Source organism: Streptomyces sp. NPDC055140, from assembly GCF_053607285.1.
Genome location: NZ_JBSGTG010000020.1, coordinates 73358 through 96206, shown reverse-complemented (window position 1 = coordinate 96206; position 22849 = coordinate 73358). Strand labels below are relative to the sequence as shown.

Here is a 22849-nt window from a genome sequence, read left to right as displayed (position 1 = left end):
CGCAGTCATGATCGCCCGTCCCGCCGAACGCCTCCACGTCCAGGTCGCGTCGTCCGACCCGTTCGCGCGCGGAGCCGCCCGCGGTGAGCGACTGTGCGACACCCTTCCCGGAGGGATCGCCGGGTACGACCGCCTTTTCCGTCTCGGTGGCATCGGCTCGCAGCAGGTCCGCGACGACGCCGAGCGTGCTCTCGACACCATCGACGCGTTCCGCCCTCGTGCGCGGGCGGAGATCGAGGGCATCGCGCACGGCGCCGGAGTCGACGTCTGGCGCATCGCGGCGCTCAACGCACGCACCGAGATACTCGCCCGAAGCGCCACCGTCCCTCCCGGCGAATGCTCGACGATCGTCCGCCGCACGGGTGGCGAAGCCTGCACCGTCGACACCTTCGGAATCCAGACCTGGGACTGGCATGTCGAGCTGAACCCCTACTGGCACACCCTGGAATCCCGCGGCGGCACCCACGACGTGGTCGGCCTCACCGAGCACGGCATCCTCGGCAAGATCGGCATCAACAGCGCAGGCCTCGCACTGCACTTCAACATCCTCGGCCACCGCCGGGACGGCATCGGCGGCGTCCCCATGCACGTCCTGGCCGCCGTCGTCCTGCAGGAAGCGGGGAGCGTGGCGGAAGCCGTGGAGATCGTGCGCGGCGCTGCGATCGCCTCGTCGGGATCGTTCGCCCTCTTCGACACCTCTGAGGCCGTACTCCTCGATCTGAGTCCCGAGGGTGTGTTCGCGGTGGAATCCGACCGGGGCACGCTCGTGCGCACCAACCACTTCCTCACACCGGCCCTTGCGGCCGGGGAGAAGACGTGGCTCTACCAGCCCGATTCCGGCGAGCGCTACGACCTGATCCGCAAGCGCCTGACGCCCACCGCTCTGCCGCAGTCGCCCGACGACCTGGTCGGTCTCCTCGTATCGGGTGAGGGCGAGGCGGCGCTCACCTGCCTGCCCGACATGAACCTTCCCGAGGGGCAGCGGTGGGCGAGCCTGGCCACGGTCATCCTCGAGCCGGCCACGAGCACGGCCCGCATCCTGGACGGCACACCGGCAGACGCCGGTTCACGGCCCTGGCGCCACCTGGCGGCACAGCGTGGCTCGGACACCGGATCCGGTACGCGGTGAACTCTTCATCGCACTGGACCCTGCTTCTCGCGCTCTTCTGATTGCATGGAGACCCCGCTCGATGGCCTCTGTGAGGGAAGGGACCGGCAAGCATGGTGAAGGCGAACAGCGCTCTGCTCGTGATGGACGTCCAGCGGGACGTCGTCCGCATCGCCGACGACGGATCCGGTTATCCGGCCCGCCTGCAAGGGGCGATCGCGGGCGCCCGCGCGGCGGGTGTCCCCGTGATCTACGTGGTCATGCGGCTCCGGCCGGGTCAGCCCGAAGTCAGCCCGCGCAACAGGACGCTCGCCACCGTTCTGCGGGCGGGCCTGTTCACCGAGGGGGCTCCCGGCACCGAGATCCACGACGACGTGGCGCCCCGGCCGGGCGACGTCGTAGTCGCCAAGAGGCGGGCGAGCGCGTTCTCGGGCAGCGACCTCGACTTGGTGCTCAGGGCGCGCGACATCAACAGCCTTGTCCTGGCGGGCATCGCGACCAGCGGCGTGGTGCTGCACACCCTGTGCCAGGCCAATGACCTGGACTTCGGCCTCACCGTCCTGTCGGACGCCTGCCTCGACCTCGACCCAGAGGTGCACCGGCCCCTCATCGAGAAGCTGTTCCCGCAGTGGGCGGAAGTCGTCACCGTCGAGGACTGGGTCGGTTCCCTGGCGCAGCGCACCTGATGTCGCATGTCAACTCACTGACGGAATCCCGCAGTCGGACAGATTGACCCTGTCGGGGGTGTCGGGCACTACCGGGCGGTAGGGTGATCATGCTGCCTCGTTCGGGGTGGGCGGACGGACTCGGGGGAGTACGAACATGGCCAAGCCGGTACGCGCCTCGCTGGGAGAGATGTGGATCACCTGCCAGGTCTGCCGCAGCGAACTCTTCCGTGAGCGGGGCATCAAGCTCAACAGCACCGGCATGGAGTTCATGAAGCTGGCGTGGGCGGACGAGACGGCGACGGGCCTGATCTGCTGGAAGTGCGGATACGTGCACCTCTTCGTGAACCGTGAGATCCGGCTTCATCGCGCCGAGGACTGACCCGGCTCGGGGAGTCGTAGCCCTCCCCGGTACCAACACGATGGGTTCCGTGCGAGATTCAGGCTGGAAGCGGGAACAGACGGCGGGGGCGGACCGTTCTTGCTGACAATGCAGTGTGTACTGGCGATGAGGGGAGGGCGGTCATGACCCAGGTGTCCCGACTGTGCGCCCTGGTCCTCGCCCCGTACCGCCCGGTGCACCTGTACACCCGCGCCCATATCGACCTCCAGCGCGTCGCCGGCGCGCTCTGTTGTTCCTGATCGGATTCTTCGCCGTCGCACCCTCCGCCTGAGGGTCGCTCATCTCGTACGGTCGATCAGGAAGGCACCCTTTCGTGTCCTCGTCTTCTTTGCTGCCCTCTTCAACCCCCGTGCTGCACCTCGCCGTTGCCCTCGACGGCGCCGGCTGGCACCCGGCTGCCTGGCGTGAGCAGGTGTCCCGGCCCCGGGAGCTGTTCACCGCCCGCTACTGGGCCGACCTCGTCCAGGAGGCCGAGCGCGGGCTGCTCGACTTCGTGACCATCGAGGACGGACTGGGGCCCCAGTCCTCGCACTTCACGGAGCCCGACGCCCGCACCGACCAGGTCCGCGGGCGCCTCGACGCCGTCCTCATCGCCGCCCGCGTCGCCCCGCTGACCCGGCACATAGGTCTCGTGCCGACCGTGGTGGCTACACACACGGAGCCGTTCCACATATCCAAGGCGATCGCCACGCTCGACTATGTGAGCTCCGGGCGCGCGGGACTGCGCGTACAGGTCTCGGCCCGCCGCAACGAGGCCGCGCACTTCGGACGCCGTACGTTCCCCGCCCTCCGCATCGAGGACCTGGACAGCCCGGAGGTGAAGGAGCTGACGGGCGACCTCTTCGACGAGGCCGCCGACCACATCGAAGTGGTGCGGCGCCTGTGGGACAGCTGGGAGGACGACGCGGAGATCAGGGACGTGGCCACCGGCCGCTTCATCGACCGTGACAAGCTGCACTACATCGACTTCGAGGGCAGGCAGTTCAGTGTCAAGGGTCCCTCGATCACCCCCAGGCCGCCCCAGGGGCAGCCGGTGGTCAGCGCCCTGGCCCACCAGAGCGTGCCGTTCCAGCTCGTCGCGCGTTCCACCGACATCGGATTCGTGACCCCGCACGACGCGGACCAGGCGCGTGCCGTCGTCGACGAGATCCGTACGGCACAGGCCGCGGTCGGACGGGCGGACGAGTCCGTCCACGTCTTCGGTGACCTGGTGGTCTTCCTGGACGACGACCCGGCCGCGGCGGCGGCACGGCGCGAACGGCTCGACGGCCTGGCGGGCTACACGTACACCAGTGAGGCCCGGATCTTCACGGGTACCCCCGCTCAACTGGCCGACCTGCTCCAGGAGTTGCAGCAGGCTGGCCTCACCGGATTCCGGCTGCGTCCCGGAGTCGTCGGCCACGATCTGCCCGCGATCACCCAGGGACTCGTCCCCGAGCTGCAGCGGCGCGGAGCGTTCCGGAGCGCGTACGAGGCAGACACCCTGCGCGGACTCCTCGGGCTCACGCGCCCCGCCAACCGCTACGCCGCCACCGCCACCGTCTGAGCCGGAGGGACCACCGACACCATGCCTCGCAAGCAGATCCACCTCGCGGCCCACTTCCCGGGCGTCAACAACACCACCGTATGGAGCGACCCGAAGGCCGGCAGCCACGTCGAGTTCAGTTCCTTCGCGCACTTCGCGCAGACCGCCGAGCGGGCCAAGTTCGACTTCCTGTTCCTGGCCGAGGGTCTGCGCCTGCGCGAACAGGGCGGTGAGATCTACGACTTGGACGTCGTGGGACGGCCCGACACGTTCACGATCCTCACCGCGCTCGCCGCGGTCACCGAGCGCCTCGGGCTGACCGGCACCATCAACTCCACCTTCAACGAGCCCTACGAGGTCGCCCGCCAGTTCGCCAGCCTCGACCACCTCTCGGACGGGCGTGCCGCGTGGAACGTCGTCACCTCCTGGGACGCGTTCACCGGCGAGAACTTCCGGCGCGGCGGGTTCCTGCCGCAGGACGAGCGGTACTCGCGCGCCAAGGAGTTCCTGACCACCGCGAGCGAGCTGTTCGACTCCTGGCACGGGGACGAGATCGTCGCCGACCGGGCGAGCGGCACCTTCCTGCGCGACGCCCAGGCCGGAGCCTTCGTCCACCAGGGACAGCACTTCGACATCAGAGGGCAGTTCAACGTCCCCCGCAGCCCGCAGGGCCGCCCGGTGATCTTCCAGGCCGGTGACTCCGACGAAGGGCGCGAGTTCGCCGCTTCGAGCGCCGACGCGATCTTCAGCCGGTACAGCACCCTGAAGGAAGGGCAGGCGTTCTACACGGACGTCAAGGACAGACTGGCCCGCCACGGCCGTACGCACGACCAGCTCCTGATCCTGCCCGCCGCGACGTTCGTACTCGGCGAGAGCGACGCCGAGGCGGCGGAACTGGCCCGCGAGGTACGCCGCCAGCAGGTCAGCGGTGCCACCGCGATCAAGCACCTGGAGTTCGTCTGGAACCGTGACCTGTCCGGCTACGACCCGGACGGCCCGCTCCCCGACATCGACCCCGACCTCGGCGAGCACACCATCGCACGCGGCCGCGCCCAGGTCCGCATGTACCGCGACCCGCTGGCCACGGCCCGTGAGTGGCGGGAGCGCGCGGCCGCCAACAAGTGGTCGATCCGCGATCTCGTCATCGAGACCGGCAACCGCCAGTCCTTCGTCGGCTCCCCGGCCACGGTGGCCGAGACCATCGACGACTTCGTCCAGGCGGACGCGGCCGACGGCTTCATCCTCGTCCCGCACATCACCCCCGGCGGCCTCGACGTCTTCGCCGACACGGTCGTCCCGTTGCTCCAGGAGCGCGGGGTGTTCCGCACGGAGTACGAGGGCAGCACCCTGCGCGACCACCTGGGCCTGAAGGAGCCGAGCGCTGTGGAAGCCGGGGCCGGGCGAGTGGCGTCGTAACGACCCGTCCACCACGCGACGCGCAGGTGCCGGAGCCGGTGGTGGGCTTGCCGCCGCCGTCTCCGGCGCCGCCCGATACTCTGCACCGCGTGATCAACTCATCTGCGAGTTCTGACGATTCCGCGGTCGCGATAGCCGCGGCGAGTGCCGGTGCCGACGTGGTGCGCAGCCTGTACGGGCGACGCCTCACCCGTATCGACAAGGGCGCGGGGGACTTTGCCACCGCCGCCGACGTGGAGGCCGAGAAGGCCATTGTCGACGTCATCCGCGCCGCCCGCCCCGACGACGCGGTGGTCGGTGAGGAAGGCGGGCAGCAGGGCACGGCCGATGCCGCGCGCCAATGGCTGGTGGACCCGTTGTGCGGCACTCTGAACTACGCCGTCGGCAGCATGCTCGTTGCCGTCAACGTGGCGCTGCGCGACGGGGCGGCGGCGGTGGCCGACCCGTTCAGCGGCGAGGTGTTCTTCACGGACGGGACGAGCGCGTGGGTGCGGCGCGACGGGGTGGACGAGCCGCTGGCCCCGACATCCGCCACCTCGCTCGTGGACGTCAACCTGGACCCGCCGTTCATCAACCGGCCCGGCTTCCGGGCTGTTGACCTGCTCGCCCACTCCGCGTTCGTCGAGCGGTTCCGGCCGCGGGTCGTGTCGACGACGTTGGCGCTGGCCTGGGTCGCGGCCGGCAAGCGCGCCGCGTACGTCACCGACGGCGCCGACCTCATCGGGAGTGTGCACTTCGCCGCCGGCATCGCACTGTGCCGGGCCGCCGGCTGCGTCGTCACCGGGATCGACGGCGTCCCGACCGGGGCTGGGGGGCGGGGACTTGTGGTGGCCGCCGATGCCGAGACCCATGGGCAGTTGATGTCGATGATCCGCAGCTGAGACAAGCCCGCCGCCCCGGTGACCGTGATCAACGGGGCGGCGGGCTTGTGGCGGGGAGGGGCCCCGGACGGGGCCGGACCGCGTGGGATCAGCCGCGTGCGGGCTCCAGTTCCCGCTCCTCCTCGTCGTTGTCCCTGTCCTCGCCCTCGGCTGCCGGTGACGACGACGGCGTGAGCGTCTTGCGCAGTTTCTCGCCCTCGACGTCCATGTTGGGCAGGAGCTTGTCGAGCCAACGCGGCAGCCACCAGGCCGACTTGCCGAGCAGGGCGAGGACCGCCGGGACGATGGCCATGCGGACGACGAAGGCGTCGAAGAACACCGCGATGGCGAGCCCGAAGCCCATCATCTTGATCATGTCGTCGTTCTCCATGATGAAGCCGGAGAAGACACTGATCATGATCACCGCGGCCGCGCCGACGACCCGTCCGCCGTGCTTGAAGCCGGTGACGACCGCCTCGGCTGGGCGGGCCCCATGGACGTACGCCTCACGCATCCGGGTCACGAGGAACACCTCGTAGTCCATCGCCAGGCCGAACACCACGCCGATCATGAAGATCGGCATCATCGACATGATGGGGCCCGGCTGGTCGACGCCGACGATGTCCGCGAGCCAGCCCCACTGGAACACGGCGACGACGGCGCCGAGTGCCGCGGCGACCGACAACAGGAAGCCCAGGGCCGCCTTCAGCGGGACGAGAACCGAGCGGAACACCAGCATCAGCAGCAGGAAGGCGAGCCCGACGACGAGACCCAGGTAGGGCAGGAGGGCGTCGTCGAGGGTCTGCGAGAAGTCGATGGTCATCGCCGTCTGCCCGGTGACCAGGACATCGGACTTGGTGTCCGCCTCCAGGCCGCTCGCCTTCGAGCGGATCGTCTTGACGAGTTCCTCGGTCTTGTGGTCGCTCGGGCCTGTGGTCGGGACGACGGTGATGATCGCCGTGTCACCGGCCGGGTTCACCGAGGCGGGCGTGACAGCCGCGACGCCGTCGACCTTGGCGAGGGACGTGCCCACCGTCTTGGCGGCGGCAGCGGCGCCCTTCGTTCCGCCCGTGTCGACGGTGACCATCAGCGGGCCGTTGAAGCCCGCCCCGAACGACTCGGACAGCAGGTCGTACGCCTTGCGCTGCGTGGTGTCCGGCGCCGACGTCCCCTCGTCGGGAAGCCCGAGTTCCAGGCTCGTCGCCGGGATGGCGACGGCGCCCAGGCCGAGTACACCGATCAGCAGCACGGTGACGGGGCGGCGCAGCACGAGGCGCGCCCATCGGGTGCCGAGGTTGGGCTTGGTGTTCTGGGCGACCGTGGCGCTGTGCGTGGCGCCCGGCTTCGTGAGGCCCCTGTCCTTGCTGTCCGTGCGGCTCGTGAGGTTCTTGCGGTCCTTGCGGCGCAGGGCGCGCTTGCCCGCGAAGCCGAGCAGCGCGGGGATCATGGTGAGCGCGATGAGTACGGCGATGGCCACGGTGGCCGCGGCCGCGAGGCCCATCTTGGTGAGCATGGGGATGTTGACGACCGACAGACCCGCGAGAGCCACGATCACGGTCAGTCCGGCGAAGACCACGGCGGAGCCCGCGGTTCCGGTGGCCCGGCCCGCCGCTTCCTCCGGTTCTCGGCCCTCGGCGATCTCGGCGCGGTAGCGGGAGACGATGAAGAGGGCGTAGTCGATTCCGACCGCGAGCCCGATCATCATGGCCAGCGTCGAGGTCGTGCCAGAGAGGTTGAGGACGCTGCCCAGGGCGGCGATGCCTGAGACACCGATGCCGACGCCGATGATGGCGGTCAGCAGCGGAAGTCCGGCGGCGATCAGCGAGCCGAAGGTGATGACGAGGACGACCGCGGAGACGGCGATGCCGATGAGTTCGGCGGAGCCGCCCATCTCCTGCTCGGCCTGGACGGCGTCACCGCCCGTCTCGACCGTGAAGCCCTCGGCGCGGGTCTCGTCGGTGGCGTCCGTCAGCGCGTCACGCGTCTTGTCCGTGAGCTCCGTCGAGATCACCTTGTAGGTGACGGACGCGTACGCGGTGGTGCCGTCCTTGCTGACGGCGTTCGCCTTGTACGGGTCGGCCACGCCCGCGACCTGCGCACCCTTGCCGAGCGCTGCGACGAGCTGGTTGACTTCCGCCTTCGCGGCGGGGTCGGTTATCTTCTCGCCCTCCGGCGCGCGGATGACGACGCGGGCCGTCGCGCCCTCCGCGCTGGCGGCGGGGAAGCGCTCGTCGAGCAGGTCGAAGGCCTTCTGGGAGTCCGTGCCCGGCATGGAGAACGAGTCGGCGGGCGGCGCGGGCGCGGCCGAGGACGCGTATCCGATGCCGCCCAGGAGCAGCACCCACAGCAGTGCCACATAGCGGCGCCGCGTGAAGGAGAGGCGCCCTAGTTTGTAAAGGAAGGTAGCCACGGCGAAAGAGACTCCCGTCGGGTGGAGGCGGAGGCAGGCGCGACCGCCCGGCGGTGCCCGTGGCACGTCAGGGAAGTCAGCAGGATTTCTCCCTCTATCGTCGCCGCATTCCGGAGCCCGGATGTCAGACTCCGGGACGGACTCCGGCCCACGCCTGCGGTAGTCGGACGTGGCCGCCGGTCATCCCCCGGTATGACCGGCGGACCCCTTTTGTAGAGCGATGGGTGCAGGAGGGGGGTGGAGGCAGGGACCTGAGGACGAGTCCGCATCCGGCGCCGGGCCCGTGAACGACCTCAGTGTCTGCGCAGGTCAGGCGGGCTGTGGCGCCAGGATTAGGCGAGTGGAAGGATCATGTCCAGCGACGGTGTGCCGTCCGGCCCGGTGAAGGGACCAACGAGCTGGAACCCGTTCCTCTCGTAGAAGCGCAGCGCCCGTGCATTGTCGGCGAGGACGCCGCCCCAGAGGATGACCCGCGTCCTGCCGAGCCGTCGTACGGCCTCCATGACGAGCGGCAGGACGAGCGAGCCCACCCCACTGCCCTGGTAGTCGTCGGCCAGCGTGGGGCCGAAGCGGCAGTCGGTCTGCTCGGAGAGGTGGATCCCGGCGGCCCGGTAGCGCGCGATGTCGCCGGCGGTGAGCGCGAGGCTGAGCTCGAACAGCCCGACGATGCGTGGCGAGGACTCGCCCTCCAGCACCAGCCGCAATTTGTCGAAGCGCGCGATCGCGTCACACAGCTCCCGGGCCGCCGCGAGGTCGTAACCGTCGAAGGTGCTCAGCCGTCTCGACTCCGGCGAGAGCCCCTCGAGGAAGCCGGCCAGGCTCTCCGCGTCGGCGTGGACGAGAGGGCGCAGTACGGCCTTCGAACCGTCGCGCAGGCGCAGGCGGCTGGTCAGGACCAGTGGGTCCCCGGCGATGTCGGTGAGTGTGAGCACTGAGGCATTGTGCTGCCGAGGCGGAGAGTTTCCTCCCGTCGCCGCAGGGCTGGGGGATCAGGTACAGGTCGACGTGGTCGAGGCCCAGCTTTCGCAGCGAGGTGTGGAAGGCGCGCCTGGCGTTCTCCTCGCCGGCGCTGGAGATCCACAGCTTGGTGGTGACGAACAGGTCCCCGCGCGGGATGCCGCCGGCCTTGATCGCACGGCCTACAGTCTCCTCGTAGGCCGGGCGGCCGTCGCCGCGCACCTGATGACTCTGCAGTCCGACGGCGGACTGCCGATGCCGCGCGCCCTGGCGGGCCAGGAGGAGCCGGTCCACCTCGTCGCCGACCGCACCTGAGGCACGCCGACCGGTACGACGGCGTGCCCGAGCCCGCCACGTACGCGGCAGGCTCGGGCACGCGCCCTTCGCCGGAGATCACACCGGCCACTCCCAGCTCAGGAACTCGTCAGAATGACGAGCTGCTGCGTCGCCCGGGTCATCGCCACATAGCGGTCGACCGCCCCCTCGATACCGTCGCCGAACTCCTCCGGGTCGACGAGGACGACCAGGTCGAACTCGAGGCCCTTCGACAGCTCCGGGGTCAGGCACCGGACGCGTGACGTCGCCCGGAACGCGGGGTCGCCGATGACGCAGGCGATCCCGTCGTCGTGTGCGGCGAGCCACGTGTCGAGGATCGAGTCCAGGTCCGCAACCGGTCCGTGGACGACAGGGATGCCGCTGCTGCGGATGGACGTCGGCACGTTGGCGTCGGGGAGCTCGGCCCGGATGACGGGCTCGGCTTCCGTCATGACCTCTTCCGGAGTGCGGTAGTTGATGCTCAGAGACGCCGGCTTGATCCGGTCGAGCCCGGCCCGCTCCAGGCGTTCCTCCCACGACTCCGTGAACCCGTGCCTCGCCTGGGCGCGATCACCGACGATGGTGAAGCTCCGGGACGGACAGCGAAGGAGCAGCATCTGCCACTCCGCGTCGGTCAGTTCCTGCGCCTCGTCCACGACGATGTGCGCGAACGGTCCCGCGAGCCGGTCCGGGGCGGCAGTGGGCAGTGCGCTCTCGTCGATCAGGCTGTCCTGGAGGTCCTTCCCGCGCAGCATCCGCACCGCGCCCTCGCTGTCGTCGCCGGCCGAGTTGAAGTCGGCCGCCGAGATGATGTCGTCGATGACGAGGGCCATGCGCTCGCGCTCGGCGGCGACCGCGGCGTCGTGCTGTCGCTTGCACCGCGCAGCCTCCGGGTCACCGAGCCGCTGGCGAGCCGCGTCCAGGAGCGGCAGATCGGACACCGTCCAGGCCTGGGGGGCATCCTTGCGCTGCAACTTCGCCACGTCGTCGCGGTCGAGCCAGGGGGCACACATGCGCAGGTAGGCGGGGACCGTCCACAGGTCGGAGACCAGGTCGGCGGCCTCGAGCAGCGGCCACGCGCTGTTGAGGGCCGCGACCAGATCCCGGTCCTGCCGCAGCGACCGCAGGAACAACTCGGGCGAGACGCCGTACTCGTCCTCGTCCATGCCCTGCTTGTCCATGAGGATCGAGGCCAGTTCCTCCCAGACCTGCTCGCGCGCCTCGTTGTGCGGAGCGCCCGGCCCCGGCGCCTTGAAGGCCTCGGCCCAGTCATCGGCGCTCACCCAGATGTCGGACCAGGCCGTCGTGGCGGTCATGCCCTTGGCCGGCGGCTCCTCGTAGAACCTGACGGCCTTCTCGATCGCTCGCACCATGTCCGCGGACGACTTCAGACGGGCCACGAGCGGGTCGGTCTCCACGGTCGCCGCGGCGCCCTCGGTGACGAGGTCCTGCAGGATGCAGGTCTGTACGCCGTCCTCTCCGAGGCTGGGCAGGACATCGGCCACGTAGTCCAGGTAGGGCCGGTGCGGACCGACGAACAGCACACCGCCCCGGCGGTGGCTGAGGCGCGGGTCGGAGTAGAGGAGGTACGCGGAGCGGTGCAGGGCGACGACGGTCTTGCCAGTGCCGGGGCCGCCGTCGACGACGAGGGCGCCGCGCGAACCGGCGCGGATGATGGCGTCCTGGTCGGCCTGGATGGTGCCGAGGACGTCGCGCATACGGGCCGACCGGTTGCTGCCCAGGCTGGCGATGAACGCGGACTGGTCGTCGAGCGCGGCGCGTTGCTCCAGGCCGTCGGCGGTGAACACCTCGTCCCAGTAGTCGCTGATCCGGCCGCCGGTCCAGCGGTACCGGCGGCGGCTCGCCAGGCCCATCGGGTTGGCGTGGGTCGCCCCGAAGAACGGCCCGGCGGCGGGGGAGCGCCAGTCGACAAGCAGCCGGCGCCCCTCGCTGTCGGTGAGGCCGAGCCGGCCGATGTACAGGGGCTCGGCGTCGTCCGTGCCGACGACACGGCCCAGGCACAGATCCAGGCCGAAGCGGCGCAGGGCGCGCAGGCGGCCGGTCAGCCGGTGGATCTCCGAGTCCCGGTCCATCGCCTCGCGGCCGATGCCGCCGGGGGCCCTGCGCAGGGCGTCGAGACGGTCGGAGAGTTCGGTGATCGTCTGGTCGAGGCTGCTCGCGATGGCCGCGAAGTGCGCCTCGTCGCCGGCGATCAGGGTCGCGTCAGCCTTGGAGGAGAGACGCTCGGGGAGTTCGAATGCACTGGTGGTCGTGGAGGTCAATGTCATCAGCTCCGATCCGAGGTCACGCCTGCGAAGTCCGACGGTGCGCACACGCGCACCTCGGCACCGGGCGTCCACACCGGCGACGCGAGTCTCACCACCGGCTCGACGCCACCGCACGACCCATCAACCGACAACAACACATGCACTTCGTTGATCTCCCATTTCCGCAGATTCGGGCCTCGGTCAGCGATTGTGCGGGATGGTGGGGGCCTTGCCGCAAGCCCCCCAGTGCGCTATAAGTTAAGAGTGGCAAGGAGTGGGAAGACCTCCTTGCCTTTCTTGTTCTCTACGGGCCTTTCTCGCTCTCCACGGACGAGCACTCCTTCAAGCGGTGGAGACGCGCCAAGCAACGCTCCCGCGGCATCGGTCGAAGCTTGCTGCGGGTGTGCGCGTACGTCACATGGGCGTGCCCGCCTTGATGACGTGGCGCAGATGTTCCCGAGGCTTCGTCAGGACGGAGATGGACGGCGGAGAACCTCCGGGCCGAGGACGCCGACCATGTGATCGTCACGCCCATCGAGGGAGTCGGGGGCACTGTCTCCCTCGATGGGCGTGGTCGCCGCCACCCAGGCGATCATCGGCGAACTCACCGACACCGAAACGGGTCGCGCCTCCGGGCAGGTCCAGCAGGCGTGGAACGACTTCGACCTGATGGACGATCAGGCGTAGGTGCCAGGTTCACGTACGGCCCCTGCCGCCGACGGTTCCCGCGCCGAAGATTGCCGGACACAGGCAGTGCGGCAGGACTCACCGTGAAGGCATGCTGTTGCCCTTCGGCAGAGACGGGGGAGTCAGTGGAAGCAAGCACAACCCGCAGCGTGGCGCGTGCGCGCGTGGGAACGGGACTGGCGGTGGCTGTCCTTCTGCTGCCCCTCGCCGGCTACGGACTCGCCCGTACCGGGGCAGTCCCCGAAGGCACACCGATCGTGCTCGCCCTGCTGTGCGGGATCATCGGCCCCGTCCTCCTCACCGAACTGTGCGAGGAACGAGCCCCGTTCCGGCACTCGTCGTCCCACCTGACCGCGCGCACCCTGACCGGCGAACGCTCCCTCGACCTGAACGGGATCGCCACCGTTCGCCTGCTCACGACCTTTTCGTACGGCGGCCCGCACCGCACCCTGGTGGTGTGCGACGCCCATGGTGTGCGCCTGGGCATCACGACGAAGAGATCCCGCGGGAAGCTGCGCCGAGCGATCGAGAAGGCCGACGCGAACGCTGCGCGAGGAGTGCCCCGCCCCCGGGTGAGCCGAGCGGCTCGGGCATACCTCGGCCTTGCCCCGCGACGAGGGCTCGTCGTCCACACGGTTCTCGCCTTTCTGCTTCTGACGACGTCCGCGAGCCTGTACGTGATTGTTGCGGTCCGGCTCGGCGGGCAATGAGAGCTGCGGAGCATCAACGTTCTTTACGACAAGACGTGCTGTGGCGGCGTCCGCCGCGCGCCTGAGGACCCGTCAACGCCGTGCTCACACTCTGAACTCCAGGTCCTCGAGTTCAGAGTGTGGCCGATGGAGGCCCCCTCAGTTCGTGGCCGCTGATGCCTCGACGTCCGACGCAGTGCGGTCGGCCTCGCTCCCGTCCGCGCCCTGCCGGGGATCGGTGGGGCGTGTGTCCCACGTGGCGAGGTCGACCACCTGGCCGTCCGGGAACAGGGCGCAGGTGCGGTCCTCTGCGACGAAGACGCTGGACGGTTCGGCGCCCAGTACCGACGCGGCGACGAACGCGCCGACGATGCGCGGGAAGTCGCAGACCGCGCCGATCCGGAACAGGGACTGCGAGTCCGTCGTGACCTCGTCGCTTCCGGCGCGCAGGATGATCCGCTGGTCGGGGGCGACGGCCCGGGCCGCGACCGCGACAGCCATGTTCGCCAGACTGTCCGAGCCGACCGCGGCAAGACCGCGGGCCCGCAGGACGGAGAGGCGTTCGAGCAGGAAGCGGTCACCGCCCCGGCCGAGGACGACGGGGATGTTCAGGGAGCGGGCCAGGGGGAGGCACGCCGCCTGGGGGTTGCGTTCCACGGCGACGACCTTGATGCCGAGGTCCTTCAGCCGCGCGGACAGCCGCAGGCCAACCTGCCCGAGACCGACGACGATGACGTGGCCGGTGCGCGGTATGGAGCGGGCGCCCAGGATGCTCGTCATGCGGTGCCCGGTGAACCGGTCGACGACGCTCGCGGTGAAGATGGCCGCCAGCACCAGGACGGCGAGCATGGAGACGGCGGACAGGACCTTGTACCAGCCGGGCCCGTGCTCGGCCGCCGGCGAGGAGCCGATCGTGGTGAGGGCGCGGGCGGCGTTCCACACGGAGTCGGTCCAGTGCTCGTGCAGGACGAGGACGCCGAGCGCGATGTCCACCGAGAAGGCCACCGACAGAGCGGCCAGACTCGCGATGAGCGCCTTGGCCGAGGTCCCGAGGGAGCGCAGCCACGCACGGAAGGACGCCCGGGGGTGAACGGGTGCGTGGGCCGCGAGAGCACGTCCGTGCAGGTGCTCGACGGAAGTGGTCCCGTCCTCCCGCCGGACCGCGATGACGCCTCCGCCGTCGGGCCGGAGCATGGCGTAGCTCGGAGCGAGGCACTCCGCCAGGAGGCTCGGCACGATGGCATCGGTCATGCTCAGGACGGTGCAGTTGGGGACCGTACGGGAGACCTCGTCGGCGACCGTGCGGTCGAAGAGGGTCACGACCAACCGGATGCCCGGCTTGAGATGTTCGGCCAGCAAGGCATAGCGCAGGGCGACGATGTCATCACGGGAAACGACGGCGACGGCGTCGACGGACTGCTCGAGGTGCTCGCGCAGCGTGTCGTCGTCGGGCCGCGGCAGGCGGTGCACTGTGCCGTACCAGCGGCCGATGTGGGCGGCGGCGGAGCGCCCCAGCGCCTCGTCGTCCTCGATGATCACGATGCGCTGACCCGGCGCGGGTATGTGGGGAGGTGCCTCGTCCTGAAATGTCTGCGGGTTCAAACCGTCGGCCTTTCTGCACGGGTGGGGCTGCTCTGAGCCGCCTGTTGATCAGTGCGCCCGGCATGCCTGGTCGAGGCTCGGTGCGGGGGCTTCGGCGCGGGCCGGTCTGGCCGGCACATCTGTCTCGTGAGCCGTGTCCGATGAGTGAGGCACGGTCGGGAGGAGCCGAAGACCTGTTCTTTGTACCAGGGGGCCAGTGGTTCGTATCCCGCTCCACAGGGGCGTCGGTTCCCCGGCCTGTCCGACATTGTGTACAAGAAGTCGAAGTCCTTTGTGCGATACGGGAGTCACTGTTGTCCCGGACGGTGACCTCCTGGCGAAGAAGCCGGCAACGTGGAGCAGCGTTTCCGGCGCGGTCGTGCGGCCGCCCTCCGTCCCGGTTGGGGGCGGCCTGGCTTAACCACTCGTGAGGCGATCCTCAAGCCCGCCTTAAGGATCAGCGCGGGGGCTCTGACCTGGCTCTTTTCTCCCCTCCCCACCCCTACTGTGGCTGCGTGACGACCGAGGCCGCCCGCGCATCCGAACTCTCCAGGCACCCCGCACTGAACGCGTACCTGCGCCACGTCGAGGGCCCAGGCGCGGAACTCCCGCCCATACCCCCGCGGCCCACCCGCCGGCCCCGCATCGGCCGCCCCGCCGCGCCCCTTCGCATCTTGCCCCGCGCGCTGCGCGCCGGCATCGTCACGGGCGGCATCGGCGTCAGCGCCCTCTGGGCCGCGCAGGCCGAACCGTCGGCGCGCCTCGACGTGCTCTTCGCGACCGGCGCACACCTCACCGGACTGCTCGCCGGCTACGGCATCCTCGTCATGCTCTTCCTCATGGCGCGCATCCCCGCGGTCGAGCACGGAGTCGGCGCGGACCGCCTCGCCCGACGTCACGCCACCGGGGGCCGCCACGTCCTGGAGCTGTGCGCGGCCCATCTGGTCCTCGCGGTCTGCGGATACGCCACCCACACCGGCACGGACCTCGTCTCCACCGTCGTGGACCTCCTCGGCTACCCGGCCATCGCGGCCGCGTCCGCCGGTACGGGCCTGCTCGTCGCCGTCGGCGTGAGCAGCGCTCGTGCGGTGCGCCGCCGCGTCACCCACGAGACGTGGCGGACACTGCATCTGCTCACCTACCTGGGCGCCGCACTGGGCTTCGTGCATCAACTCGCGGGCCCGGACGTGGCAAGCGACTTCGTCACGCGGTGGCTGTGGGCCCTCCTGCACGCGACCGTCGCCGTACTGCTCGTCTGGTACCGGCTGGTTGTGCCCATCCACCAGGCGCTACGGCACAGCCTGCGCGTGGTCGCCGTCCACGGCGAAGGGCCCGGTGTCTTCTCCGTCGTCATGCAGGGCATCGGGCTCGACGGACTGCGTGCCGAGCCCGGCCAGTTCTTCCGCTGGCGATTCCTCAGGGGCGGGCTCTGGCACACGTCGCTCCCGTTCTCCCTCTCGGCGCCGGTGCGCGGCGACGAACTGCGTATCACCGTCAAGGCGCTCGGCCGGCACACGCGCCGCGTCCGCAGGATCGCGCCGGGTACGCGCGTCCTGGCCACCGGTCCCTTCGGCGCGCTCACCGCACACCGCCGCACCCGCAGCAAGGTGCTGCTCCTCGCGGGCGGCGTCGGCATCACACCCCTGCGGGCCCTGTTCGAGACGCTGCCGGGAGTGCCGGGCGACCTCACTCTCCTCTACCGCGCGAGCACGGTCGAACAGCTTGTCCTGAGTGGGGAGTTGGAGGCCATCGCCCGCAGCAGGAAGGCGGCCCTGCACTATCTGCTCGGCTCGTCGGACGCCTCGTTCGACCCGCTCGCACCGCAGGCCCTGCGCAATCTCGTACCCGAACTCGCGGAGCACGACGTGTACGTGTGCGGGCCGCCCGGCATGACAGCCGCGGCCACGACGGCGCTGGTACGGGCCGGGGTGCCCGAGGACCACATCCACGCAGAGTGCTTCACGTTCTGACCCGGCCCGGCCCGGCCCGGACCGAAACGGAGAGACCCGCCATGGGACGCCACCGCAAGCCCGCAGGCCCCACGCCCCTCCCCACCCTCACGGCCCGCCGGCGTCTTGCGGCGGGCCTCGCGGGGGCCAGCGCGCTCGTCGCGACGTTCCTCGCCCTCACCGTCGACCCGGCCTCCCCGCCCGCCCCCGACCGGACCACGGCGACGGCGCCGTAGCCCCTTGGCCGGGGGGAAGGGGATCAGCTCGCCCGCCGGTACCGGTCGGTGATCGCGGTACGCAACGCGGGGGCCGAGGCGCCGAGCGCCGACAGCACCGAAGGAACGAGGCCGCTGGTCATGGCGACGAGGCTGAGGCCGAGGTGCTCGACGCCGATGCAACTGTCGTGCCGGGCCTGTGCCTCGCGGACGGTGTTCGCAAGGCTCTCCTTGGCGCGAGGAGAGAACCGGATGTGCCCGCCGGGGCGAGCGCCGGCGGCTTGGTACAGGCCAGTGGGGGCGGCGGCCGCCGTGAGGACGGGGCGTCGGGCGGCGCGCCGCCGGCGCCAGCGGCGGGCGAGGGCTGTGGGCACTGCGCGACGCGGTCCGCGCCTCGAAGGGCGGCGCCCGCTGTGGACCGTGCTGTCGGCGCGCGCGAAGGCTTCCGGTCCGAAGGACTCCTCGATCTTGGCGCGTACGGCGTCGATGTCGATCCCCACGGAGGCCAGCGCATCCCGGTTGAGTGTGCCGAACAGGCGGGATCCGGCCCCGAGTCCGGCCAGACGCACGATCTCCCCCTCCACGCCCTCCGGCGTGACGCCGTGCTCACGCAGTACGGCGCTCGCGGGCTGGTCCATGGAGACGAGGGCGAGCAGGAGATGCTCCGGGCCGATGTAGCTGTGGCCGAGCCGGCGGGCGTGTTCCTGGGTGTGGACCACCACGGTGCGGGCGTCCGGGCTGAAGCGTTCGAACATCATCGACTCCCCATCAGGCGGCCGTACTTGCGGTGCACGGTCTGTTTGGTGACGCCGAGCCGCTCCGCGATGTCCTGCCAGGACCATCCCAGCTTGCGGGCGTTCTCCACCTGGAGGATCTCCAGTCGTTCGGTGAGTTCTCGTAGGGCGGCCACCGCGCGGAGCCCGGTGTCCGGGTCGCTGCTGGCGGCGCCCTCGGCGATTTCGAGTGCGCTCTCCATGGCCGTCAGCATATGCTGACGCTCGACCGGTGTCAACATATGCTGACGCGAGCCTGGCGTGCGCATCGATCGGAGCACCAGATCAGGCCGGGACGCCCAGGCCTTCCTAGCATCGGCATGTGGAACACCTAGCACCGGAGCAGACGACCACCCGGCCGCCTGCCGCGGCCTACCGCAACCTGGCCGTGGCCACCGTTGGCTTCACTCTCACCTTTTGGGCCTGGGCCCTCATCGCGCCGCTCGGCAGCGACTTCAAGGAGCGTCTGGACCTGAGTTCGTTCAGCCAGTCGCTCCTCGTCGCGGTGCCCGTCATCGTGGGCTCCCTCGGTCGCGTACCGGTCGGCGCGCTGACCGACCGCTACGGCGCCAAGCTGATGTTCCCGCTGGTCGCCGCCCTGACGATCATCCCGGTGCTTCTGATCATCCCCGCCAGGGACTCCTTCGTCGCGATGCTCGGTGTCGGTTTCCTGCTCGGTATCGGCGGCACCACGTTCGCCATCGGCATCCCGCTCGTGAACTCGTGGTTCCCGCCCGCCCACCGGGGGGTCGCGCTCGGTATCTTCGGCATGGGTATGGGCGGTGTGGCCCTGTCCGGCTACTTCACGCCGCGCATCTCCAAGCACGGTGAGAACCTGCCGTTCCTCGTCGTGGCCGTCGCGCTGGCCGCGTTCGCGCTGCTCGCTCTGTTCCTCATCACCGACCGACCCGACCGGCCGGTCCCCACCAGCTCGCTCGCCGCGAGGCTCGGGCAGGCGGGACGTCTGAGGGTGACGTGGGAGCTGTCGTTCCTCTACGCGATCGGCTTCGGCGGCATCGTCGCGTTCGGCGTCTACCTGCCCACGTATCTGAAGACCTGGTACGAGCTCGACCCCACCGACGCGGGCACCAAGGCGGCCGGGTTCGCCCTGGTCACTGTCATCTTCCGGCCGATCGGCGGCTGGCTGTCCGACCGTATCCACCCGGCCACCGTCACCGCCTGCGCCCTCGCCGTCGTCGCGCTCTTCGCGATCGTCCAGGCCTTCGACCCGAAGCTGAACCCCGTGGGCACGATCTGCTTCCTGGTGATGGCCGCCGGGCTCGGTACGGCCAGCGGCAGCGTGTTCGCGCTCGTCTCCCAGGTCACTCCGCAACCGCAGGTCGGCTCCGTCACCGGCATCGTCGGCGCGATGGGTGGCCTCGGCGGCTTCGTGCCACCGCTGGTCATGGGCGCTGTCTACAGCGCCGAGAACTCGTACTCCATCGGCTTCATGCTGCTGTCCGACCTCGCTCTCGCCGGCTGCGTCTACGCGTACGGCCGCATGCGCAACATCGGGGTGGAACGGCCGTAGGGGCACGCGACCCACCGACACGTCACTCGTGCGCCTCCCATAACGGGCAAAACGCGTATAAAACTCCCTATCGTGGGCCGGGTGACTGAGCCACCCGCACCCCCCGCCGCCGCCTCGAACGCGGCCCCCGCCCTGGACGCGCCACCGCCCACCGGCGTGGCCGGCGGGCGCGGACCGCGTTCCGTCGCAGGGCGGGCCACGCTCGCCGGCACCATCGTGTCCGTACTGCTGATCCTGGCCATCGTGTTCGGCAGCCGGATGCTCGAGGACTTCGACTCGGCGCTATTGCCGTACGCCGTCGCGACCGTGTTCCTGGCCTTCGGTGTCGCCTACCGCTACACCATGTGGATCTCCGCCCCGGGCGCGCGCCGTCTGTTCAAGCAGGGCTGGCGCAGCCTGTTCTCGGCCGACAACTTCCGCAAGGCGCCCACCGCACTGCCGGGGATGATCGCCACCTACCTCGGCTTCCAGAAGTTTCTCGGCGCCCGCTCGCACGCCCGCTGGGCCGCCCACCAGCTGATCTTCTGGGGCTGCATCCTGGCCGCCCTGATCACCTTCCCGCTGACCTGGGGGTGGTTCACGTTCACCTCCCCTTCCGGCGCGGGCCCCGGCTACGCGATGCGGATCTGGGGCATCAAGGTCATCGGCTTCGACTCGCTGAACATCCTCGGCTGGCTGATGTTCCACGGCCTGGACATCGCCGCCGTCCTGGTGATCCCCGGCGCCTCGTACTTCCTGTGGCGGCGCATGAAGGACCGCGGCGCCATGACCGGCCAGCGATTCGCCTACGACCTGGTCCCGCTGATCGCCCTGATCGTCATCTCGGTGACGGGCCTGCTCCTCACCTTCTCGTCGATCTTCCTGCACGGCGGCGGCTACGAGTTCCTGGCAATCCTGCACATGGTGTCGGTGGTCTTCACCCTCATCTACATCCCGTTCGGGAAGTTCTTCCACATCGTGCAGCGGCCGGCCGCCGTCGGCATGCAGCTGTTCAAGTACACGGCCCGCCAGGACGACCAGATCTTCCACTGCAAGCGCTGCGGAACGCCTATCGACACCGCCCCGTACGTCGAGAACCTCCAGGGCACCATGCGCGACCTCAAGCTCGACTTCGACACCTGGACCGAGTACTGCCCGCGCTGTAAGCGGGTGCTGCGCGGCACCGCATACCTCAGCGACGTGAAGAAGGGCTTCAAGTGACGAAGCAGTACATCCCGCTTGACCCCTCCATCGCACCGCCGGGCACCCGCAACTTCCGTGACGCGGGCGGCATTCCGGCCGACCAGTGGCACGCCGACCAGGCCGGCGAGACCCTCGTCCCCACACACTGCTGCTTCTGCGGTGTGCAGTGCGGGATGTATCTACGCGTCGACAAGGCCGGCAAGGTGTTCGGCGTCGAGCCCCGCAACCACGACATCAACCGGATGCGGCTCTGCCCCAAGGGCATCAACGCCTACCAGCAGATCAACCACCCGGACCGGCTGACCACCCCCCTCATGCGCCGCTCCCGCGACGAACCCTTCCGCGAGGCGAGCTGGGAGGAGGCCCTCGACTTCACCGTTTCCGAGATCCGCCGCATCCAGTCCGCCCACGGCAACGACGCGTTCGGGCTGCTCGGCGGGGCGAGCCTGTTCTCCGAGAAGACATACCTGGTCGGCAAGTTCGGGCGCGTCGCCCTCAAGACGAAGCACGTCGACTACAACGGCCGCCTCTGCATGGTCTCCGCCGCCGGCGCCAACAAGCTGTCCTTCGGCATCGACCGGGCCGGCAACCCCTTCTCCGACATCCTCCACTCCGACTGCCTGCTCATCGCCGGGTCGAACGTGGGGGAGTGCTTCCCGGTGATGACCCAGTACGTGTGGGGCGCCCGCGACCGGGGCGCCCTCCTCATCGTCATCGACCCTCGCGAGACGTCCATCGCCCGCACGGCCGACATCCACGTCGCCCTCAAGCCGGGCACCGACTCCGTATTCTTCAACGCCGTACTGAACGTCGTCATCCGCGAGAACCTCGTCGACGAGGAGTACGTGGCCGCCCACACCACCGGCTGGGACGAGGTCAAGGCCACCGTCGCGACGTACACCCCGGAACGGGCCGCCGAGATCTGCGGGATCCCCGCCGCCCAGGTCGTCCAGGTCGCCAGGGCCTTCGCGGGCGCCAACAACGCCATGGCCTGGCACGCCCGGGGCATCGAGCACCACTCGCAGGGCGTCGAGAACTGCCTCACCGTCATCAACCTCTGCGTGGCCACCGGCAACATCGGCAAGCCCGGCGCCGGCTACGGCACCATCACCGGCCAGGGCAACGGCCAGGGCGGCCGCGAACACGGCCAGAAGGCCGACCTGCTGCCCGGCGGGCGCTCCATCCTGAACCCCGACCACCGACGGCAGATCTGCGAGATCTGGGGCATCGAGGAGTCCGAACTCCCCGCCGCCGGCACATCGATGATGGAAATGGTCTGGCAGATGCAGCGCCAGGAGATCCGCGGCCTGATCGGCATCTGCAACAACCCGTTCGTCTCCCTGCCCAACTACAAGACGGTCAAGGACGGTTACGACACCCTCGAATTCCACGCCCAGTTCGACTTCTTCCTCTCCGAGACGGCGGACAACGCCCACGTCGTCTTCCCCGTCACCACCTGGGCCGAGGACGAAGGCGTGATGGCCAACGCCGAGGCCCGGGTCGTCAAGCACAACAAGGCCCAGGAACCGCCGGAGGGCGTACGCACCGACACCTGGGTGATGTGCCAGCTCGCCCAACGCCTGGGCGTGGGCGACAAGTTCGACTATCCCGGCTCCCGCGAGGTCTTCGAGGAACTGCGCATCGCCTCGGCCGGTACGGTCATCGACTACTACGGAATCACCTACGACCGCCTCGAGGAGACCGGCGGCATCGCCTGGCCGTGCCCCTCCACCGACCACCCCGGCACCCCCCGCCTCTTCGAGGACGGCAAGTCGTACCACCCCGACGGCAAGATCCACCTCCAGGCCGTGGAGTGGCACCCGCCGATGGACCCGTACGACGACGACCACCCCATGTCGCTCACCACCGGCCGCACCGTCGCCCACTTCCTGTCCGGCAACCAGACGCGCCGGCTCGCCGGCCTCGTCGAACAGACCCCGCGCCCATGGGCGGAAGTACACCCCTCGCACGGCTTCAAGAACGGTGAACCGGTACGCGTCGTGACGCGCCGGGGCAGTGAGGTCTTCCCCGCCCTGGTCACCGAGGCGATCCGCCCCGACACCGTCTTCGTTCCCTACCACTGGCCGTACCCCACCGCCGCCAACGCGCTCACCATCGACGCCCTCGACCCCCGTTCCAAGATCCCCGAGTACAAGGTCTGCGCCTGCCGCATCGAGGCCGCCGAACAGATCGACGAGGTGCCTGCGCCCCCGACCGCGCCGGGCCAGGCCGCGTACCCGGAAGCCCAGGTGTCCCGCACCGACCCCCTGCCGCCCACGGCCCCGCAGGGCCGTGGCACCGCCGAGAGAGGCTGAG

At 69.9% G+C, this 22849-nt stretch carries 20 protein-coding genes and 1 pseudogene; 14 read left to right on the top strand and 7 right to left on the bottom strand.

Annotated features, from left to right (window positions below; translation table 11 throughout):
• The first annotated feature begins 7 nt into the window (after positions 1 to 7).
• The 7 genes from ACWFR4_RS32175 (at position 8) to ACWFR4_RS32145 (ending at position 5998) form a co-directional block, all read left to right on the top strand.
• Positions 8 to 1129, top strand: coding sequence for a C45 family autoproteolytic acyltransferase/hydolase (locus tag ACWFR4_RS32175; RefSeq protein ID WP_453655666.1), 1122 nt, complete (start codon positions 8 to 10; stop codon positions 1127 to 1129).
• A gap of 92 nt (positions 1130 to 1221) precedes the next feature.
• Positions 1222 to 1794, top strand: a complete 573-nt coding sequence (locus ACWFR4_RS32170; RefSeq protein ID WP_453655665.1) for a cysteine hydrolase family protein — start codon at positions 1222 to 1224, stop codon at positions 1792 to 1794.
• A 136-nt stretch (positions 1795 to 1930) separates the two neighbouring features.
• On the top strand, positions 1931 to 2155 hold the full coding sequence (locus ACWFR4_RS32165) for a hypothetical protein (RefSeq protein ID WP_100594425.1): 225 nt from the start codon (positions 1931 to 1933) through the stop codon (positions 2153 to 2155).
• A 143-nt stretch (positions 2156 to 2298) separates the two neighbouring features.
• Positions 2299 to 2415 carry a putative leader peptide gene (locus ACWFR4_RS32160; RefSeq protein WP_323136385.1) on the top strand — a complete coding sequence of 39 codons (117 nt, stop codon included), beginning with the start codon at positions 2299 to 2301 and terminating at the stop codon, positions 2413 to 2415.
• A 74-nt stretch (positions 2416 to 2489) separates the two neighbouring features.
• A complete protein-coding gene (locus ACWFR4_RS32155; RefSeq protein WP_453655664.1) occupies positions 2490 to 3722 on the top strand; it encodes an LLM class flavin-dependent oxidoreductase in 1233 nt (410 codons plus the stop codon).
• A 21-nt stretch (positions 3723 to 3743) separates the two neighbouring features.
• Positions 3744 to 5117: an NtaA/DmoA family FMN-dependent monooxygenase gene (locus ACWFR4_RS32150; RefSeq protein ID WP_453655663.1), complete on the top strand. Its 1374-nt coding sequence runs from the start codon at positions 3744 to 3746 to the stop codon at positions 5115 to 5117.
• A gap of 89 nt (positions 5118 to 5206) precedes the next feature.
• Positions 5207 to 5998 carry an inositol monophosphatase family protein gene (locus ACWFR4_RS32145; protein ID WP_453655662.1) on the top strand — a complete coding sequence of 264 codons (792 nt, stop codon included), beginning with the start codon at positions 5207 to 5209 and terminating at the stop codon, positions 5996 to 5998.
• An 88-nt stretch (positions 5999 to 6086) separates the two neighbouring features.
• Here the strand turns inward: ACWFR4_RS32145 and ACWFR4_RS32140 are convergent, their stop codons facing one another.
• The 4 genes and pseudogenes from ACWFR4_RS32140 to helR form a co-directional block, all read right to left on the bottom strand.
• The gene (locus ACWFR4_RS32140; RefSeq protein WP_453655661.1) at positions 6087 to 8387 is read right to left on the bottom strand and encodes an MMPL family transporter; all 2301 of its coding nucleotides are present in this window, start codon (positions 8385 to 8387) and stop codon (positions 6087 to 6089) included.
• Between the two features lie 332 nt (positions 8388 to 8719).
• Positions 8720 to 9319 carry a GNAT family N-acetyltransferase gene (locus ACWFR4_RS32135; protein ID WP_453655660.1) on the bottom strand — a complete coding sequence of 200 codons (600 nt, stop codon included), beginning with the start codon at positions 9317 to 9319 and terminating at the stop codon, positions 8720 to 8722.
• A gap of 37 nt (positions 9320 to 9356) precedes the next feature.
• Positions 9357 to 9539: pseudogene (locus tag ACWFR4_RS32130) on the bottom strand (aldo/keto reductase); the annotation flags it as partial.
• 218 nt (positions 9540 to 9757) lie between these two features.
• Positions 9758 to 11941, bottom strand: a complete 2184-nt coding sequence (gene helR / locus ACWFR4_RS32125) for an RNA polymerase recycling motor ATPase HelR (protein ID WP_453655740.1) — start codon at positions 11939 to 11941, stop codon at positions 9758 to 9760.
• A gap of 549 nt (positions 11942 to 12490) precedes the next feature.
• Here helR and ACWFR4_RS32120 point away from each other — a divergent pair.
• Together ACWFR4_RS32120 and ACWFR4_RS32115 are read left to right on the top strand one after the other, a co-directional pair.
• Entirely contained in the window at positions 12491 to 12613 is a 123-nt protein-coding gene (locus ACWFR4_RS32120) for a hypothetical protein (RefSeq protein ID WP_453466199.1), read from the top strand.
• A gap of 182 nt (positions 12614 to 12795) precedes the next feature.
• The gene (locus ACWFR4_RS32115) at positions 12796 to 13323 is read left to right on the top strand and encodes a hypothetical protein (RefSeq protein WP_453466197.1); all 528 of its coding nucleotides are present in this window, start codon (positions 12796 to 12798) and stop codon (positions 13321 to 13323) included.
• 138 nt (positions 13324 to 13461) lie between these two features.
• On the opposite strand, the gene ACWFR4_RS32110 is transcribed toward ACWFR4_RS32115, so the two are convergent.
• Entirely contained in the window at positions 13462 to 14904 is a 1443-nt protein-coding gene (locus ACWFR4_RS32110; protein WP_453655659.1) for an NAD-binding protein, read from the bottom strand.
• 494 nt (positions 14905 to 15398) lie between these two features.
• Between ACWFR4_RS32110 and ACWFR4_RS32105 the strand changes: the two genes are divergently transcribed.
• Positions 15399 to 16853 carry a ferredoxin reductase family protein gene (locus tag ACWFR4_RS32105; RefSeq protein ID WP_453655658.1) on the top strand — a complete coding sequence of 485 codons (1455 nt, stop codon included), beginning with the start codon at positions 15399 to 15401 and terminating at the stop codon, positions 16851 to 16853.
• A 41-nt stretch (positions 16854 to 16894) separates the two neighbouring features.
• Positions 16895 to 17068 carry a hypothetical protein gene (locus ACWFR4_RS32100; protein ID WP_453655657.1) on the top strand — a complete coding sequence of 58 codons (174 nt, stop codon included), beginning with the start codon at positions 16895 to 16897 and terminating at the stop codon, positions 17066 to 17068.
• Positions 17069 to 17091: 23 nt separating this feature from the next.
• On the opposite strand, the gene ACWFR4_RS32095 is transcribed toward ACWFR4_RS32100, so the two are convergent.
• Both ACWFR4_RS32095 and ACWFR4_RS32090 read right to left on the bottom strand, forming a co-directional pair.
• Positions 17092 to 17805, bottom strand: coding sequence for a Clp protease N-terminal domain-containing protein (locus tag ACWFR4_RS32095; protein WP_453655656.1), 714 nt, complete (start codon positions 17803 to 17805; stop codon positions 17092 to 17094).
• Complete coding sequence (locus tag ACWFR4_RS32090; RefSeq protein ID WP_453655655.1) at positions 17802 to 18023, bottom strand: helix-turn-helix domain-containing protein; 222 nt, start codon at positions 18021 to 18023, stop codon at positions 17802 to 17804. The genes ACWFR4_RS32095 and ACWFR4_RS32090 overlap by 4 nt, the downstream gene beginning before the upstream one ends.
• A 119-nt stretch (positions 18024 to 18142) precedes the next feature.
• On the opposite strand from ACWFR4_RS32090, the gene ACWFR4_RS32085 reads away from it, so the two are divergent.
• The 3 genes from ACWFR4_RS32085 to ACWFR4_RS32075 all read left to right on the top strand — a co-directional run bounded on the left by ACWFR4_RS32085 (position 18143) and on the right by ACWFR4_RS32075 (position 22848).
• On the top strand, positions 18143 to 19351 hold the full coding sequence (locus ACWFR4_RS32085; protein ID WP_453655654.1) for a nitrate/nitrite transporter: 1209 nt from the start codon (positions 18143 to 18145) through the stop codon (positions 19349 to 19351).
• Between the two features lie 81 nt (positions 19352 to 19432).
• Positions 19433 to 20551, top strand: a complete 1119-nt coding sequence (locus ACWFR4_RS32080; RefSeq protein ID WP_453655653.1) for an MFS transporter — start codon at positions 19433 to 19435, stop codon at positions 20549 to 20551.
• The gene (locus tag ACWFR4_RS32075; protein ID WP_453655652.1) at positions 20548 to 22848 is read left to right on the top strand and encodes a molybdopterin oxidoreductase family protein; all 2301 of its coding nucleotides are present in this window, start codon (positions 20548 to 20550) and stop codon (positions 22846 to 22848) included. The genes ACWFR4_RS32080 and ACWFR4_RS32075 overlap by 4 nt, the downstream gene beginning before the upstream one ends.
• Position 22849: the final 1 nt, after the last annotated feature.